15 protein-coding genes are annotated in these 16,018 nt (G+C 64.4%); 6 read left to right on the top strand and 9 right to left on the bottom strand.

The annotated features are described in order from the left end of the window. Positions 1-62 precede the first annotated feature (62 nt). Positions 63-1,535 (top strand): bifunctional phosphopantothenoylcysteine decarboxylase/phosphopantothenate--cysteine ligase CoaBC, encoded by a 1,473-nt coding sequence (gene coaBC, locus AC1DYJ_RS15225; RefSeq protein WP_477286052.1) that lies wholly within the window; start codon positions 63-65, stop codon positions 1,533-1,535. Between the two features lie 14 nt (positions 1,536-1,549). On the opposite strand, the gene AC1DYJ_RS15220 is transcribed toward coaBC, so the two are convergent. Next, positions 1,550-2,875: an aspartate aminotransferase family protein gene (locus AC1DYJ_RS15220; protein ID WP_477286054.1), complete on the bottom strand. Its 1,326-nt coding sequence runs from the start codon at positions 2,873-2,875 to the stop codon at positions 1,550-1,552. Positions 2,876-2,971: 96 nt separating this feature from the next. Between AC1DYJ_RS15220 and AC1DYJ_RS15215 the strand changes: the two genes are divergently transcribed. Continuing rightward, positions 2,972-3,817, top strand: a complete 846-nt coding sequence (locus AC1DYJ_RS15215; RefSeq protein ID WP_477286055.1) for a LysR family transcriptional regulator — start codon at positions 2,972-2,974, stop codon at positions 3,815-3,817. A 44-nt stretch (positions 3,818-3,861) separates the two neighbouring features. Here the strand turns inward: AC1DYJ_RS15215 and AC1DYJ_RS15210 are convergent, their stop codons facing one another. The 8 genes from AC1DYJ_RS15210 to AC1DYJ_RS15175 form a co-directional block, all read right to left on the bottom strand. Beyond that, complete coding sequence (locus AC1DYJ_RS15210; RefSeq protein WP_477286057.1) at positions 3,862-5,298, bottom strand: MFS transporter; 1,437 nt, start codon at positions 5,296-5,298, stop codon at positions 3,862-3,864. A 241-nt stretch (positions 5,299-5,539) separates the two neighbouring features. Then, positions 5,540-6,022, bottom strand: coding sequence for a DUF992 domain-containing protein (locus AC1DYJ_RS15205; RefSeq protein WP_477286059.1), 483 nt, complete (start codon positions 6,020-6,022; stop codon positions 5,540-5,542). A gap of 169 nt (positions 6,023-6,191) precedes the next feature. Beyond that, positions 6,192-6,665 (bottom strand): DUF992 domain-containing protein, encoded by a 474-nt coding sequence (locus AC1DYJ_RS15200; protein ID WP_477286061.1) that lies wholly within the window; start codon positions 6,663-6,665, stop codon positions 6,192-6,194. Between the two features lie 203 nt (positions 6,666-6,868). Continuing rightward, entirely contained in the window at positions 6,869-7,438 is a 570-nt protein-coding gene (locus AC1DYJ_RS15195) for a DUF4274 domain-containing protein (protein ID WP_477286063.1), read from the bottom strand. A gap of 301 nt (positions 7,439-7,739) precedes the next feature. Beyond that, positions 7,740-8,594 (bottom strand): tetratricopeptide repeat protein, encoded by an 855-nt coding sequence (locus AC1DYJ_RS15190; protein WP_477286064.1) that lies wholly within the window; start codon positions 8,592-8,594, stop codon positions 7,740-7,742. 208 nt (positions 8,595-8,802) lie between these two features. Then, positions 8,803-9,081, bottom strand: a complete 279-nt coding sequence (gene rpsU / locus AC1DYJ_RS15185; protein WP_023671138.1) for a 30S ribosomal protein S21 — start codon at positions 9,079-9,081, stop codon at positions 8,803-8,805. A gap of 176 nt (positions 9,082-9,257) precedes the next feature. Continuing rightward, positions 9,258-9,644: an SET domain-containing protein gene (locus AC1DYJ_RS15180; RefSeq protein WP_477286066.1), complete on the bottom strand. Its 387-nt coding sequence runs from the start codon at positions 9,642-9,644 to the stop codon at positions 9,258-9,260. A gap of 103 nt (positions 9,645-9,747) precedes the next feature. Further along, positions 9,748-10,518, bottom strand: coding sequence for an SDR family oxidoreductase (locus AC1DYJ_RS15175; RefSeq protein WP_477286068.1), 771 nt, complete (start codon positions 10,516-10,518; stop codon positions 9,748-9,750). A gap of 229 nt (positions 10,519-10,747) precedes the next feature. Here AC1DYJ_RS15175 and AC1DYJ_RS15170 point away from each other — a divergent pair, with 229 nt between their 5' ends. The 4 genes from AC1DYJ_RS15170 to AC1DYJ_RS15155 all read left to right on the top strand — a co-directional run bounded on the left by AC1DYJ_RS15170 (position 10,748) and on the right by AC1DYJ_RS15155 (position 15,930). Beyond that, the gene (locus tag AC1DYJ_RS15170) at positions 10,748-12,001 is read left to right on the top strand and encodes a sarcosine oxidase subunit beta (RefSeq protein ID WP_477286070.1); all 1,254 of its coding nucleotides are present in this window, start codon (positions 10,748-10,750) and stop codon (positions 11,999-12,001) included. 62 nt (positions 12,002-12,063) lie between these two features. Further along, on the top strand, positions 12,064-12,360 hold the full coding sequence (locus AC1DYJ_RS15165) for a sarcosine oxidase subunit delta (protein WP_477261157.1): 297 nt from the start codon (positions 12,064-12,066) through the stop codon (positions 12,358-12,360). After that, positions 12,357-15,365 carry a sarcosine oxidase subunit alpha gene (locus tag AC1DYJ_RS15160; protein WP_477286072.1) on the top strand — a complete coding sequence of 1,003 codons (3,009 nt, stop codon included), beginning with the start codon at positions 12,357-12,359 and terminating at the stop codon, positions 15,363-15,365. The genes AC1DYJ_RS15165 and AC1DYJ_RS15160 overlap by 4 nt, the downstream gene beginning before the upstream one ends. Continuing rightward, on the top strand, positions 15,358-15,930 hold the full coding sequence (locus tag AC1DYJ_RS15155) for a sarcosine oxidase subunit gamma (protein WP_477286073.1): 573 nt from the start codon (positions 15,358-15,360) through the stop codon (positions 15,928-15,930). The genes AC1DYJ_RS15160 and AC1DYJ_RS15155 overlap by 8 nt, the downstream gene beginning before the upstream one ends. Positions 15,931-16,018: the final 88 nt, after the last annotated feature.

Here is a 16,018-nt window from a genome sequence, read left to right as displayed (position 1 = left end):
TTGCTGACCTGCGATAGCATTGCTATCATTGCACTCGTGACGGACCTGACGAGTGCAATCACATGGCCAGCATCACCATCCGTAACCTCGACGATGACGTAAAGGATCTGCTGCGGCAGCTCGCAGCGGAAAATGGCTGCTCGATGGAAGAGCAGGCGCGGCTGATGATCCGGGCGGCGGTTGAGGGCCGGGCAGGGCAGGCCGACCGCATCGAGCAGATCGAGAAGACACTGCTCGCCCTAGCTGGTTCCAACCAACAGGCGACTGCGGCTGTCGCCGTTGCCAGCAAGCCATCGCCGCGTGGTTCACTGTCGGGCAAGCGCATTCTGCTCATCATCGGCGGCGGCATTGCCGCCTACAAGGCGCTCGACCTGATCCGCCGGCTGCGCGAGCGCGGTGCTGCGGTGCGCGTGGTGATGACGGCGGCCGCGCAGGAGTTCGTCTCCACGCTCTCGGTAGGAGCGCTTTCGGCCGACCATGTGTTTACCGAACTGTTCGACCGCAAGGACGAGCATGATGTGGGCCATATCAGGCTGTCGCGCGAGGCCGACCTTCTGGTGGTGGCGCCGGCCACCGCCGACCTGATGGCCAAGCTCGCCAACGGCCACGCCAACGACCTGGCGTCGACCGTGCTGCTCGCCACCGACAAGAAGGTGCTGATGGCGCCGGCGATGAACCCGAAAATGTGGTCGCATGCCGCGACCCGCCGCAACCGGGCGACGTTGGCCAAGGACGGTATTGCCTTTGTCGGCCCGGCCAGAGGCGAGATGGCGGAAAGCAACGAGGCGGGCGAAGGCCGCATGGCCGAGCCGCTGGAGATCGTCGCGGCGATCGAGGCATTGCTCGACAGCAAGCCGAAGCCGCTCTCCGGCCGCAGGATCATCGTCACCTCGGGGCCGACGCATGAGCCGATCGACCCGGTGCGCTACATCGCCAACCGCTCGTCGGGCAAGCAGGGTCATGCGATTGCGGCGGCACTGGCGAGGCTGGGTGCGGATGTGCGCCTCGTCTCCGGCCCGGTCAGTATTCCCGATCCGGCCGGCGTCGCGACGACGCATGTCGAGACCGCGGGCGAAATGAAAGCCGCTGTCGAGAGCCTGCTGCCGGCGGACGCGGCGGTGTTCGTGGCGGCGGTCGCGGACTGGCGCACCGCCAATTCCGCCGGCGAGAAGATCAAGAAGGTGGCGGGCGAGGGGCCGCCGGCGCTGCAGATGGTCGAAAACCCCGACATTCTCGCCGGCGTCGGTCATCACCAGATGCGGCCAGGTCTGGTCGTCGGTTTCGCCGCCGAGACGCAGGATTTGATCGCCAATGCCGAGGCCAAGCTGAAGAAGAAGGGCGCCGATTTCATCGTCGCCAATGACGTCTCGCATGAAAGCGGTGTCGGTCCTACCGGCGTCATGGGCGGCGACCGCAACAAGGTGCGCATCGTTTCCAAGACCGGCGTCGAGGAATGGCCGGAAATGAGCAAGGACGAGGTGGCGGCGCGGCTCGCCGCACTCATCGCCGAACGGCTGAAAACCATCGTGGTCTGAGCCTCCCGGCCGCCTTACTCCGCCGCGATGCCTGGTGCGCCCGCAGCGAGCGAGGCTTCGATCGAGTCAGCAATGATCCGCAAGCCGAGATCCAGTTCCTGTTCGGAGATGGTCAGTGGCGGGGCGATGCGGAAGACGCCGCCCATGCCGGGAAGCTTGACGATGTTCATGCTGAGCCCGCGCCGGAACGCTTCCGCCGCAATCGCGGCGCCGAGCTGGTGGTCCGGCTCCTTGCCGTCCTTGACGATCTCCACGCCAAGCAGCAGGCCGCGCCCACGCACGTCGCCGACACATTCATGGCGCTGCTTCAGCCGCGACAGCCCGTCGAACAGCCGCGCACCCATATGCCGGGCGCGGTCGACCAGCTTTTCCTCCTCGACCACATCGAGCACGGCGAGGCCGATGGCCGCTGGCAGCGGGTCGGAGACATGCGTGGTGTAGAACAGGAAGCCTTTCTCGTGTGCTGCGTCTTCGATGTCTGCTGTCGTCATCACTGCCGACAGCGGCAGGCCGGCGCCGATGGTCTTGGACAGGGTGAGAATGTCGGGGGTGACGCCGTCCCTCTGGAAGGCGAACATGTCGCCGGTGCGGCCAATACCGGTCTGTGCCTCATCGAGGATGAGCAGCATGCCGCGCTCGCGGCACTTCTGCTGCAGTGCCGCCAGATAGCCCAGCGGCAGTTCCAATATGCCGCCGCTCGACAGGATCGGCTCGGCGACAAAAGCCGCCAGGCTTCCGGTCGACTGGCTGTCGACGAGGTCGAAGGCATCGTCGAGTTCGGTGCGCCAGTCGAGCGAACCATCGGCGTGCCTGAAGCGCGGCCGGAAGCTGTTAGGGGCGGGGATGGCGAGTGATCCGACCGTGGCCGGTCCATAGCCCTTGCGGCCGGCGCTGTAGGTCGCCGAGGCCGCCGCCCCCGTCATGCCGTGCCAGCTCTTGGAGAAGGCAACGATTTCGTGTTTTCCCGTCACCAGCTTCGCCATGCGGATCGCGGCTTCATTGGACTCGGCGCCGGTCGAAAGCAGCATCACTCGGTCGAGTCCCGGCGCCAGGGCGGCAAGCCGTTCGGCAAGCTCGACCACCGGCCTCGACAGCATGCCGCTGAAGAGATGCGCGACCTTTTCAGCTTGGCGGGTCACCGTCGAAACGATCCTGGGGTGGGAATGGCCAAGCAGCGCGCTCATCTGGCCGGAGGTGAAGTCGAGGATCGGCCTGTCGTCGGCATCGTAGACGAAGGAGCCTGCGGCGCGCTCTATGATGGCGGGTTCGAAGCTGCCGCCGTAGCGTATCAAATGCTTCTGCGCCGCAGCCCAGAATTCCCGATCCGCGTTTTTCGACATGCCGCTGCTCCATCAAACCGTTGAGGAGGAAAATAGCCGATGGCGCGAATGCAGTAAAATTGATAGTAATCGGATTCCGATATCAATGGAATTGATATGCAGGCTCCGCTCGACCTCAAGCTTCTGGCGACCTTCGTGCGCGCGGCGCATTCGGGAACGCTGAGCGCGGTGGCCATACAGGTCGGGCGCACGCAGTCGGCCGTGACCATGCAGATACAGCGGCTCGAGGAGGCGCTGGGCCAGAATCTGTTTCATCGCAGCGGCAGCGGCGTGCGGTTGACCGGCAGCGGCGAGCGGTTTCTCGCCTATGCCGAGCGCATTCTCAAAATCCATGACGAGGCGATCTCGGCGCTGTCCGACAAGGGCCTGCACGGCTCGATCATTTTCGGCAGCCCCGAGGACTATCTCAGCGCCTTCTTTCCAGCACTGCTGAAGAGTTTTGGCACGATGTATCCCGATGTCGAGATCAAGGTCGTCTCGGCGCCGACGGTCGAGCTAAGGACGCTGCTCAACGCACGCCAGATCGACCTGGCGCTGGTCTCGAATGCGCACGATGCGGAAGGCGTCGTGCGTACGGAAAGTCTGGTCTGGGTCGGCAGCAAACCGGCGCTCGACCTCTATGAGTTCGGCGACACCGTTCCGCTGGCGCTGTCGGCGTCGAATGCCGTCGACCACAGAGCGGCTTGCGAGGCCATGGCCCGCGCCGGGCTGCGCTACAAGATCGCCTATGCCAGCAACAGCCTTGCCGGGCTGATCGCGGTGGCGCGGTCGGGCCTGGCGATCAGCGTGATGGCGCAGGAGGCGGTGCCATCCGACCTGCATATTCTGCCGCTGCCGCCCCTGCCGCGCCTCGGCATTCTGATCGCCTTTGCCGACACCGAGCGGTCGCCTGCGGTGGAGGCGTTCGCCAATCACATCCGCAGCGTTCTTCCGTCGCTTTGAGGGGTGGCCGGTCCGGAGGCGACCGGGCAATCCCGGCGATGGCCTCAGCCTGTCGCCAATTGCGGCCGACCTGCCGTCACAGCCATCCGCAACGCCGCCAAACAGCCGACAATGCCGAGCGGCACGAAGGCGAGGAACAGCCAGCCGGCGACGCTGGCTGCCGCGTCGCGGTTCAACCCTGCGGAGAAGCCGCTGGCATTGGCGATGATGCCGGCCACGGCAGCGCCCACGGCGTAGCCGATGCGCTGCATGGTCGGCACGGCGGCCGAGGCGATCGTCTGCTCGCCATCGCGGGCCGAGGCGACGATGATGCGAGTCAGGAACGGCCAGGTGACGCCGAAGCCGCCGCCTTGCAGCAGGGCGCAGACCAGGATCAGCGGGATCGACCCCGACGGGATCGACCAGGCGAAACCGGCGAGGCCGGATGCAATCATCAGCGCGCCGATGACGATGATCTGCCGCTCACGCTCCAGCGGCGCATTGGCGACGGCAATCGACAGGATCGACCAGGCGATCGATTCGGCGGCGATGATGTAACCGGTGGTCAGGATCGGGATGCCGTGCAACGTGGTGAGCAGCAGCGGCCCGTAGATCGAGAAGGAGACCGTCGCCACCGAAAAAGCGGCGACCACGGTCATGCCGCTGCCGAGCGGCGAGCGCCACGAAAACAGCTGCGAGGGGAACAGCCGCGAGCGCGGCTTCATGGCGTCGACGAAGACGAACAGCGCCAGGCCGGCGAGGCCGAGGATGAGCAGCAGCGAGGACCGCAGCAGGGCTACGTCGACACCGGCAGTGGCGATCAGCACAACGGCGATGGTGAGAACGCCAAGTGCCGCAAAGGGGAAGGGCGGCGAGGTGCCGGCGGCGGCTTGCGGCTTTGTCGCTTCCGGCGTGTTGAGCACGATGAAGCTCGCCAGCGCCATGGCGATGCCGCCGAGCACGAAGACGCCGAAAGCCCAGCGCCAGGACAATAGCTCGACCATGATGGCGCCGAGCATCGGGCCGCTGAACGCGGCAACGCCCCAGATCGCCGACATGATGCCGAACAACTGCGGCCAGATGTTGCGGTCGAACAGCCGTTGGACCGAGACATAGGCCAGCGACACCAGCGCGCCGCCGCCGAGACCCTCGACCAGGCGGCCGGCGAGAAACACCGGCATGGAAGGTGCTGTGGCACAGATCAGTGCGCCGGCGGCATAGAGCAAAGCGGCGACCGTGACGTTGGAGCGCAGCGCGACATAGCTGACCATGCGCCCGGCGGCAGCGCCGGCGACGATGGCGCCGAGTTCGTAGACGGCCAGCGACCAGCCGACGAACTGCACACCGGCGAGGTCGCCGACCATGGCCGGCATCACGGTCGCCACCATCGTCTCGTTGGTGGCGTGCAGCAGGATGCCAAGGCTGATGAAGCAGAAGCGCGCAAGGTCGCCGCTTGCCCACAATGCCCGCCAGTCGACTTTGTTGCTGGTGATGTCAGTCATTCTTTTTACCCTGCCTTTGCATAGCGCGATGCCGGCGCAAGACGCCAGAAGCCAGGGAGGCTTTCCGGCCGGGCCATGCGCGGCTGTTTCAGTCAGGGCAGGCTTGTAAAACCTCAACCACGGTTGAGTTCAAGCGGCTTTTTACACTCAGCTTCGTCATCCTCGGGTCTGCGCCGCGTCGCTACGCTCCTTGCTCCGCCCGTGGATGACGAAGTGTTCGGGATCGCCTCGACGTTGCCGATCAGTTCTCGGTGCTGCGCAGCTGGAACTGGCTGACGCCGATGGCGATGTTGATGCCGGTCTGGGTCTGCAGGCTGAGCGGCTGCAGGGTGAAGGCCTGCGAGGAGCCGCCGACCAGAAGATTGGCGCCGGCGCCGACCGCGGCCGTCACTTCGGCGCTGGCGCCGACATAGTCGCCGGCCAGTGCGCCCGGCGCATAGATGTTCTTCAGCGGCGTCAGCACCAGCCACTGCATGACCGTCTGCTTGGTGGTGCCGATGTCGAGCCCGTATTTGTTGACGGCGCCGACATAGGCTTCCGGCGAGAAGCTCTTGTCGGCCGGGGTGAAGGTGCAGCTCAGATCCTTGCTGGAGCCGAAGATGAAGCCGGTGCCGCCACCGATGGCGCAATCGAGCACGCCGAGTTCGAGGCCCTGGTCCTGCGCCCGGGTCTGCCCAGTCCAGGCAATGGCGATAATGGCGGCGGCGATGATTGTCTTGAGCATGGCGGTCCCCCAGATCAGGATTTGCGTCCTGATCTTCTCTTTGTTGGAGCATGATCTTTTCCGAAAACCGGTGCCCACTTTTCGGGATCATGCTCTAAAAGCATGCGGCGCGAAACAGTATCCTGTTCCGCGCCGCATGTAGACGGATCAGTCGATCCTTATTTGCCGATTACTTGAACGAGTGGATCAGTTCCAGCGAGGTCACCGCCACTGCCACGTTGACGCCGGTCTGCGCCTGCACGCTGAGCGGCTCCAGCACAAAGGCGCCGTCCAGCCCGCCGACCAGCAGATTGGCGCCGCCGCCAGTCACCACGCTCGCCTCGGCGTTGACGCCGTAATAATGGCCGGCAAGGTCGCCCGCGTCCTGGCCGCGGGTGGCGGCCAGAACCGCCCACACCAGCTGGCCCTGATGCGTCTGACCGAGATCGACGCCCAGCTTGGAGATCATCCCCGTGTATTTCTCGGACGGTCCATGGTGGTAGGGGCGGAAGGTGCAGTCGACGCCCTTGTTCGACGTGACGACGTAGCCGACGCCACCGTCGATGGTGCAATCGAGCGTGCCGAGCTGAAGCTTGCCGGCGCTGGCGGGAGCGATGAAAGCGGTGGTGGCGAGCGCTGCGGCACAGATGATTTTCTTGATCATGGGTCAGTCCTTTCGAAAATTGCCTTCAACAACGGTTGAATGGCCCGGAGCGTTCCGCTGAAAACTTGGCGCGATCAAGGCAAGGGTTAACGCTTTGCCGTCGGTGGTTAAGATTGGGTGATGGTTGATGCTATTGCGCTTCACCGTTTCTTCAGGGAAACGGTGCGCCGCTCCCGGCGGAAAGCCGATTTTCCCTAAAGTGCCTAGTGGCGCCACAGGCGGCTGAGCGTGGACCACGCCTTGTCCAACGGGCTCTCGTCCTCGTCGTCCGGCAGGTCGACCAGGACGGAGCCATGGAGTTCCTCGGGATAACGCTGGTAAAAGGCGAGGTCGTTGATGACCTTGCTGCCGCCAAGCGAGCGGCGCATGTCGGGATGCGGTTTCAGCGGCGAGTTGGGCAACTGCCTTGCCGTTTGCGTCAATTCCTCGAAGTCCTGCAGCGTGCCTTCGTCCACCTTGTAGGCGATCTTCGAACGGACATAGCCATTGGCGTTTATGCGTTGGGCAATGAACTTCAGCATCTCCCATACCGGCGCGTCGCTGTCGTCCGATCCGCCATTCTCCGCCGCCAGGATAAGGTAATAAGCCGGCTGCCCCAGCCAGAACATGGTCAAGGCCGTGGCCTTGTCGCATTGCGGCTGGCGGGCGATCCAGAACAGCGGGTCGATGTCCCAGTCCCAGTTGAAGTCGAGCACGGCTCGGTGCCAATCGTCGGGAGAGGCGGTTTCAAGCCAGGCGATCTGCTGCTTGATCAGGAGTTCGTTCTCATCCATCGCGGTGCCGTTCCGATGTCGCGGTCCGGCTTCCATTCTGGCACGCAAAGATTGCGATTTTGCTGCACGACTTTGGTTGCGGGTAGCGGAATTGAACGCTTTTGCGAGAGGCTTGCGCTTTACGAGGACCCCCACCCTTAATCCCTCCCCACAAGGGGGAGGGAGACTTCCGCAGGCGCTGAACAGTGCCAAATCGCCGAAGGTCGGGACTCCAATGTGAATGGCGCGCGGCAGCGTTCCCTCCCCCTTGTGGGGAGGGTTAGGGTGGGGGTGCTCGTAGAGCGAAAGCTTTCGCCAGCTATCAGCCGGCGGCGGCGGCCGACGTGCGCGACAGGCCGTCCTTGGCCGGCTGGTAGGTCGGGTCGAGATGGACCGCCTCGCGGTAGGCTTTCGACGCCTTAACCTTGTCGCCGCGGCGCTCGTAGATCAACGCCTGGTTGGACCAGGCCTCGGCGTTCTTGCCGTCAAGCTTGATGGCCATGTTGAAGTCGGAGAAGGCGTTGTCCTCGTCATTCATGGCGAGATAGGACAGGCCGCGGCCGTTATAGGGTTCGGCGGCATCCGGCGCCAGCGAGATGGCGGTCGAGAAATCCTCGATGGCAAATTTGTGCTGGCCCTGGCTCTGATAGATCAGGCCGCGATTGTGGTAGGCGCGCGCGTCCGTGGTGTCGAGCTGGATCGCCTTCTGGAAATCGTTGAAGGCCTGCTGGGTCTGGCCGGCTTTGCGGTAGAGGTTGCCGCGGCCGATATAGGCGGCGTCATAGTTGGAATTGATCTGGATCGAGCGGTTGTAGTCGGCAAGAGCGGCGGCCTGGTTGCCGAGGAAGCGCTGGATCAGCGCCCGGTTCGAATAGGCCTGGTAGAAATTCGGATTGAGCTGGATGGCGGTGTCGAAATCCTTGAGCGCCGCCTGGTACTGGCCGCCACGGCCATAGGCCGAGCCGCGCACATTGTAGCCCTCCGGATCCTGCGGATTGCGCTGGATCACCGCCGACAGCGAGGAGATGTTCTCGGTCGAGCCTTGCGCCTTGTCGATGTTGTTGAACTCGCCGGTCGGGACCGTCTGGCAACCGGCAAGCGCCAGGCCGGAGAGCAAGGCTGCCGTCAGGGCGAAACCGCGCATTGTGGTTCTGCGCTCTACGCTGGTTGCGTTCATGTCTGCCCTGTCCTCACTTCAGTCGCGTCGCTCAGTCCAGGTCCCCCTCCGGGCCGGGTCCACAGATTGTCGTAACAAAATCTAGAGCGTCGTTTGCGCGTTCAAGGGAACGCCCTCTAACAAAAAGGCGGCGCTCTAAACAAAAAGGTGGCGGCGATTCCGCATCGCGCCACCTCTGATATCCTTCGAAAAGGACGAAAAATTGGCGTTAGAACCGCGGCGGACGCGGAGCACCACCAGGACCACCGGCGGCGCCGGCAGCAACCGGGCGCGGCGTCATCGGCAGCAGGCCTTCGCGCTGAGCGCGCTTGCGGGCCAGCTTGCGAGCGCGGCGAACGGCTTCAGCCTTTTCACGGGCGCGCTTCTCGGAAGGCTTCTCGTAATGGCCGCGCATCTTCATTTCGCGGAAAATGCCTTCGCGCTGCATCTTCTTCTTGAGAGCGCGAAGCGCCTGATCAACGTTATTGTCGCGGACGAGTACCTGCACGGGCAATCCTGTCTTTCGGGTTTGATATCAACAGGCAAGCGGCCATAGCCACATGCCTCCGCGGCGATTTACACCACGAATTGTGGCGGCTGATAGCAGAATCAGGCTGCGCTGTCCACACTCGAAATGAAGAGCGCCCGCCAATTTGCCACGGACGCCCCGAGATAAGGCGCCAATCAGGCGCTGGCCAGATGGAGCCGGGCGAAATCCTCGAAGAATTCGCCGTAATCGCAAGTGATTTCCTCGCCGGCTGCAATGTCGCGGGTCGCTGTCGCGCCGCCATATTGCGAAAAGTCGGTGTTCGGCCGCTCGGCATGGTTCATGAAGCGGCCATTGTCGACCTCATAGACCATGAAGCCGGGGCGGTCCGGGCTCGGATACGCGTAGCGGTCGAGCAATTCGCGCAGATGCGGCGGGGCCGTCTCGTATCTGTCCATCGGGATCAGCCGGTCGAAATCCGGATCGAGCCGCCAGATCGAGGCGCCTTTTTTGATCGGCTCGGCGGCGAAGACGCCGACGCCTTCGATTGCGCTCTGGGCGACATAGGTTCTGATCAGCAGCATGTCCGTCTCCTCACTCGAAACCGAATTGCCAAATCGCGAGGAAAAAGCAAGTCCGGTTTCGAGCGCTATGGCTGATCGGGAGAGGCAATGACCGCGAAATGCTTCACGTCCGGGTGATCGAGACGCCGCCATCGGCAAACAGCGCCGAGCCGGTGGTGAAGCTCGACGCGTCCGAAGCCAGGAAGAGCGCCGCGCGGGCAATCTCCTGCGGCTGCGCAATACGCTTCAACGCATGCAGCCCTTCGACGAAGGCCAGCACTTCAGGGCCGGCATCCGGTGCGTTGGTGATGCTTGCCGGCGTGTCGGTGCCGCCCGGCACCAGCGCGTTGACCCGCACGCCTTTGGCGCCGTATTCGGCGGCCAGCACCTGCGTCAGCCCGATCAGCCCGGCCTTGCTGGCGGCATAGCTGGTCATGCCGGGCATGCCGACGGTATGGCCGACGAAGGTCGAGGTGAAGATCAGCGACCCGCCACCGCGTTCGACCATGGCCGGCACCTGGTATTTGGCGCCGAGAAAGGCGCTGGTCAAATTGGCGTCGAGGGTCTCGCGCCAACCCTTGAGCGACAGTTCCGAAATCGGACCCATCGCGCCGACGGCGCCGACATTGTTGAAGGCGATATCGAGCCCGCCGAATTTTTCGACAGCCAGATCGACAAGCGCTTTCGCATAGGCCTCGTCGCGGACATCGCCGGCAAGGGCTACTGCCGTGCCGTCGGCCTCCTCGATTTCAGCAACCAGCGCGTCGAGCTCGGCCTGCCGGCGCGCAGCAACGACGACCTTGGCGCCTTCCTCGGCAAAGAGTTTTGCGGTGGCGCGGCCGATGCCGGAACTGGCGCCGGTGACAATGGCGATCTTGTTGGCGAGTGCGAACATTTTTCTGCATCCTTTTTCTTCGCCAGCAGCGCCGGCAATTGGGATGGTGATCGCAGGTTGGGGCAGCGCGAGCCACCCGATACGTGCGAAGGCTGCCGAGCCCTCTTTTTCGGCACGGCGCAAAACGGCAAGCGCCGTCGCAAACAGCGCAAGGGTGGAAGCGCTGTTTCGCTAGTGATACACCTCGCGCGCCGGGGAACGCCCTGCTGCCATTTGCGAGGCTGGAACGTTGAAAAAATATTCGGTATTCGCCATCGCCCGCGAGGCCATGCGCGGCCACAAGGGCTGGGAGGAACAATGGTCCTCGCCGGAGCCGAACAAGGAATACGACGTCATCATCGTCGGCGCCGGCGGCCATGGCCTGGCCACCGCGTACTATCTCGCCACCGTGCACGGCATCACCAATGTGGCGGTGCTGGAAAAGGGCTGGCTCGGCGGCGGCAATACGGGGCGCAACACCACCATCATCCGTTCCAACTATCTCTATGACGAGAGCGCCGGCATTTACGACCATGCGCTGAAGCTGTGGGATGGGCTCTCCCAGGAGCTCAACTACAACGTCATGTATTCGGCGCGCGGTGTGATGATGCTGGCGCACAATGTGCACGACATCCAGGTGCTGAAGCGCCACGTGCACGCCAACCGTCTGAACGGCATCGACAATGAGTGGCTCTCGCCGGAACAGGCGAAGGAATTCTGCCCGCCGCTGAATATCTCCAAGCAGGCACGCTATCCGGTGGTGGGTGCTGCCTTGCAGCGCCGCGGCGGCACGGCGCGCCACGACGCGGTTGCCTGGGGCTATGCCCGCGGCGCCTCGGCGCGCGGTGTCCACATCATACAGAATTGCGAGGTCACCGGGGTGAAGCGCGCCGCCAATGGTGCGGTCATGGGCGTCGACACGACGCGCGGCTTCATCGGCGCCAAGAAGGTTGGCGTCGTGGCGGCCGGCCATTCCTCCGTCATCATGAATATGGCCGGCGTGCGCATGCCGCTGGAAAGCTACCCGCTGCAGGCGCTGGTATCGGAGCCGGTCAAGCCGGTCGTGCCGTGCGTGGTGATGTCGAACACGGTGCATGCCTACATCTCGCAGTCCGACAAGGGCGAGCTGGTGATCGGCGCCGGCACCGACCAGTATGTCTCCTATTCGCAGACCGGCGGCCTGCACATTCTGCAGCATACGCTCGACGCCATCTGCGAGATGTTCCCGATCTTCACCCGCATGAAGATGCTGCGCTCCTGGGGCGGCATCGTCGACGTCACGCCCGACCGTTCGCCGATCCTGGCCAAGACGCCGGTGCCCGGCCTTTACGTCAATTGCGGCTGGGGCACGGGCGGCTTCAAGGCGACGCCGGGCTCGGGCCATGTCTTTGCCCACACCATTGCCAAGGACGATCCGCACCCGATCAACGCGCCCTTCACCATCGAGCGCTTCCGCACCGGCCGCCTCATCGACGAGGCAGCGGCGGCGGCAGTGGCACACTGATCTCCGGCAAGCTTTGCAATCAACCGGCCATCGGCCACGGCGAATTGTAGGAACGAAACAGAATGCTTCTCATCCGCTGCCCCTATTGCGAGGAAGAGCGCCCGGAGCTCGAATTCCGCAACGCCGGCGAGGCGCATATTGCGCGTTCGGCCAATATGGCGGGCGAGAGCGACGACGACTTCGAAAAGTTCTTCTTCATCCGCTCGAATCCCAAGGGCATCATCTATGAGCGCTGGCGCCACATCCATGGCTGCGCGCGCTTCTTCAACGCGGTGCGCGACACCGTCACCGACAAGTTCGTCATGACTTACAAAGCCGGCGAGCCGAAACCGTCCAAGCTGCCGGGAGTTGTGAAATGAGCGGGGCGTTCCGTATTCCCAGCGCCGGCCGGCTCAGCCAGGCCAAGACCGCACGGTTCTCGTTCGACGGCCAGTCCTATACCGGCATCGAGGGCGACACGCTGGCCTCGGCGCTGCTTGCCAATGGCGTCCATCTGGTAGGCCGCTCCTTCAAATATCACCGTCCCCGCGGCTTCCTGTCGGCCGGCGCGGAAGAGCCCAATGCGCTGGTTCAAATCGAGCGCGACGCGGCGCGCAAGGCGCCCAACATCCGCGCCACGGTGCAGGAGCTCTATGACGGGCTCGTCGCCAGTTCGCAGAATCGCTGGCCGTCGCTTGCCTTCGACGTCGGCGCGGTCAACGATCTGGCATCGCCGATGTTCTCCGCCGGCTTCTACTACAAGACCTTCATGTGGCCGAAGGCGGCCTGGAAGAGTCTGTATGAGCCGAAGATCCGCGCTGCGGCAGGCCTTGGCGTTTCCCCGGACAAGCCCGATCCCGACCATTATTCGTCGCGCTATGCGCATTGCGACGTGCTGGTGCTGGGCGGTGGTGCGGCCGGCATAACGGCAGCACTCGCCGCTGCCGAAACCGGCGCGCGCGTCATCCTCGCCGACGAGCAGGCGGATTTCGGCGGCAGCCTGCGTTTCGAGACCGGCGCGAAGATCGATGGCCAGGACGGTTATGCCTGGGCGCAAGCGGCGATCGCGAAACTCAAGGCCATGGACAATGTCCGCGTTTTGTCGCGCACGACGGCCTTCGGCTACTATGCGCAGAATTTCGTCGGCCTGGTCGAGCGCGTCAGCGACCATCTGCAAAGCCCCGGCCACGATGTGCCGCGCGAGCGGCTGTGGCAGGTCCGCGCCAAGCGCGTGGTGCTGGCGACAGGGTCGATCGAGCGCCACATGGTGTTTGCCGACAATGACCGGCCCGGCATCATGCTGGCCTCGGCGGCGCGCATCTTCCTCAACCATTATGGCGTGGCGGTCGGCAAGAATGTCGGCGTCTACACCGCCAATGATTCAGCCTATGCGGCGGCGATCGACCTGAAGAAGGCCGGCGTCAACATCGCGGCGATCGTCGATCTGCGCGACCATCCGACCGGGCCGGTGATCGACGAGGCGAGGGCGCTCGGCATCGAGATCAATTTCGGCCGCGCGGTGATCCGCGCCGGTGGCAAATTGCGCGTGACCTCGATGACCGTGCAGCCGAAGAATGGCGGCGGCGAGCGCACCATTCCCGTCGACGCCATCCTGATGTCGGCCGGCTGGACGCCGTCGGTGCATCTGTTCTCGCAGTCGCGCGGCAAGGTCGCCTTCAACGACGAGACCAAGCGCTTCGTGCCCGGCACCTACGCGCAGGACTGCGTCTCGGTCGGCGCTTCCAACGGCACGGACGGGCTGTCGGCGTCGATCGACGAAGCCTATGCGGCGGGCGCCAAGGCGGCGAAGGATGCCGCTGCCAAGGATTCCAGCGTTAAGGCGGGCAAGGGCACGAAGCCGAAGGTCGATGCGTCGGAAAGCTGGTCGCGCGGCATGCTGGGCGCGGCGCCCGGCGCCGGGCCGGACAAGACGGTCAAGGCCTTCGTCGATTTCCAGAACGACGTCACTGCCAAGGACATCCGCCAGGCGGTGCATGAAGGCATGCGCTCGATCGAGCACGTCAAGCGCTTCACCACCAACGGCATGGCGACCGACCAGGGCAAGACCTCCAACATGCACGGCCTGGCAATTGCCGCCGAGACGCTGGGCAAGCCGATCCCCGAGGTCGGCCTGACCACGTTCCGCGCGCCCTACACGCCGGTGACCTTTGGCGCCATCGTCAGCCATTCGCGCGGGCCGCTGTTCGACCCGACGCGCAAAACCGCGATCCATCCCTGGGCCGAAGCGCAGGGCGCCGTGTTCGAGGACGTCGGCCAGTGGAAACGCGCCTGGTATTTCCCCAAGGGTAGCGAAGATATGCACGCCGCGGTCGACCGCGAATGCGTCGCAGTGCGCAGCAATGCCGGCCTGTTCGACGCCTCGACGCTGGGCAAGATCGAAGTGGTCGGGCCGGATGCMGCCAAGTTCATGGAGCTGCTCTACACCAATCCGTGGGAGAAGCTGGAACCCGGCCGCTGCCGCTATGGCATCATGCTGCGCGAGGACGGCTTCATCTATGATGACGGCGTCGTCGGCCGCTTGGCGCCGGACCGTTTCCATGTGACGACGACGACCGGCGGCGCGCCGCGCGTCATGAACCACATGGAGGATTATCTCCAGACCGAGTTCCCGCACTTGAATGTCTGGCTGACCTCGATCACCGAACAATGGGCGGTGATTGCCGTGCAGGGGCCGAAGTCGCGTGACATCATCGCGCCCTTGGTCGAAGGCATCGACATGTCCGACGAGGCGCTGCCGCATATGTCGGTGCGCGAAGGCAAGATCTGCGGCGTGCCGACAAGGCTGTTCCGCATGTCGTTCACCGGCGAGCGCGGTTTTGAGGTCAATGTGCCGGCCGATTACGGCCAGGCTGTGTGGGAAGCGCTGTGGGCCGAAGGCCAGAAGCATGGCGCTGCCGCCTACGGCACCGAGGCGATGCACGTGCTGCGCGCCGAAAAGGGCTACATCATCGTCGGCCAGGACACCGACGGCACAGTGACGCCTGATGATGCCGGTCTCGACTGGGCGGTCGGCAAGAAGAAGACCGACTTCGTCGGCATCAGAGGCCTGAAGCGGCCCGATCTGGTCGCCAAGGGCCGCAAGCAGCTGGTTGGTCTCAAAACCAAGGACCCGAAAGTGGTGCTGGAAGAAGGCGCGCAGGTCGTCGCGGACCCGAAGCAGGCGATCCCGATGAAGATGATCGGCCATGTCACCTCGAGCTACTGGTCGGAAAATTGCGGCCGCTCGATCGCGCTGGCGCTGGTCGCCGGCGGGCGCGACCGGATGGGCGAGACGCTCTACGTGCCGATGCCGAACGGGGTGATCGAAGTGGAGGTTACCGGTATGGTGTTCTTCGACGAGACGGGAGGGCGCCTCAATGGCTAAGGCCGCCGTGAAAACCAACGCATCCGCGGCTGAGCGCCGTCCGGCGCAGGCCGGGCGCAGCGTGTCGGCGAAGAACGTCAAGGTCGAGGTGCTGCCACCAGCGGAGCGCATATCGCTGCGTGCGCCGGAGGCTTCCATTGCCGCGCTGTCCAAGGCGCTCGGACTGACCTTGCCGAAGCAGCCGAAGAGCTCGGCGACCAAGGCTGGCCGCACGGCGCTGTGGCTCGGGCCGGACGAATGGTTTGTGATCGACGAGGCCGGAAAAGACCCGCTCGCCGACTGCGCCAAGGTGGCCGCGCTGCATTCGGCGGTCGGCATTTCGCATCGCAACGTCGCCTTCGCCGTCACTGGTGCGGCGGCGGCAGCGGCGATCAACGCCGGCTGTCCGCAGGATTTGTCGCTCGAGGCATTTCCCGTGGGCGCGGCGTCGCGCACCATTCTCGGCAAGTGCGAGATCGTGCTGCTGCGTACGGCAGACGACGCCTTCCGGGTCGAGTGCTGGCGTTCCTTCTCCGACTATGTCTTTACTTTCCTGTCGGAAGCAGCCAGCGACGCAGCGGCGTAGAGCAATCCCCGGGGAAAGCGCTAAACGCTTTTCCCCAGGATTGCTCCGGGAACGTCTGCCGCGCAGGCTCGTTCTGCTTCCGCCTGTC

Source organism: Mesorhizobium sp. P2_B11, from assembly GCF_056404855.1.
The sequence above is the reverse complement of the archived record's forward strand: the minus strand, read 5'-3'. Positions and strand labels throughout refer to the sequence as shown.

Excerpts from the sequence above, each read along its gene's own strand:
- coaBC (WP_477286052.1), top strand. The coding sequence starts at position 63 with ATGGCCAGCATCACCATCCGTAACCTCGACGATGACGTAAAGGATCTG.
- AC1DYJ_RS15220 (WP_477286054.1), bottom strand. The coding sequence starts at position 2,875 with ATGTCGAAAAACGCGGATCGGGAATTCTGGGCTGCGGCGCAGAAGCAT.
- AC1DYJ_RS15215 (WP_477286055.1), top strand. The coding sequence starts at position 2,972 with ATGCAGGCTCCGCTCGACCTCAAGCTTCTGGCGACCTTCGTGCGCGCG.
- AC1DYJ_RS15210 (WP_477286057.1), bottom strand. The coding sequence starts at position 5,298 with ATGACTGACATCACCAGCAACAAAGTCGACTGGCGGGCATTGTGGGCA.
- AC1DYJ_RS15205 (WP_477286059.1), bottom strand. The coding sequence starts at position 6,022 with ATGCTCAAGACAATCATCGCCGCCGCCATTATCGCCATTGCCTGGACT.
- AC1DYJ_RS15200 (WP_477286061.1), bottom strand. The coding sequence starts at position 6,665 with ATGATCAAGAAAATCATCTGTGCCGCAGCGCTCGCCACCACCGCTTTC.
- AC1DYJ_RS15195 (WP_477286063.1), bottom strand. The coding sequence starts at position 7,438 with ATGGATGAGAACGAACTCCTGATCAAGCAGCAGATCGCCTGGCTTGAA.
- AC1DYJ_RS15190 (WP_477286064.1), bottom strand. The coding sequence starts at position 8,594 with ATGAACGCAACCAGCGTAGAGCGCAGAACCACAATGCGCGGTTTCGCC.
- AC1DYJ_RS15180 (WP_477286066.1), bottom strand. The coding sequence starts at position 9,644 with ATGCTGCTGATCAGAACCTATGTCGCCCAGAGCGCAATCGAAGGCGTC.
- AC1DYJ_RS15175 (WP_477286068.1), bottom strand. The coding sequence starts at position 10,518 with ATGTTCGCACTCGCCAACAAGATCGCCATTGTCACCGGCGCCAGTTCC.
- AC1DYJ_RS15165 (WP_477261157.1), top strand. The coding sequence starts at position 12,064 with ATGCTTCTCATCCGCTGCCCCTATTGCGAGGAAGAGCGCCCGGAGCTC.
- AC1DYJ_RS15155 (WP_477286073.1), top strand. The coding sequence starts at position 15,358 with ATGGCTAAGGCCGCCGTGAAAACCAACGCATCCGCGGCTGAGCGCCGT.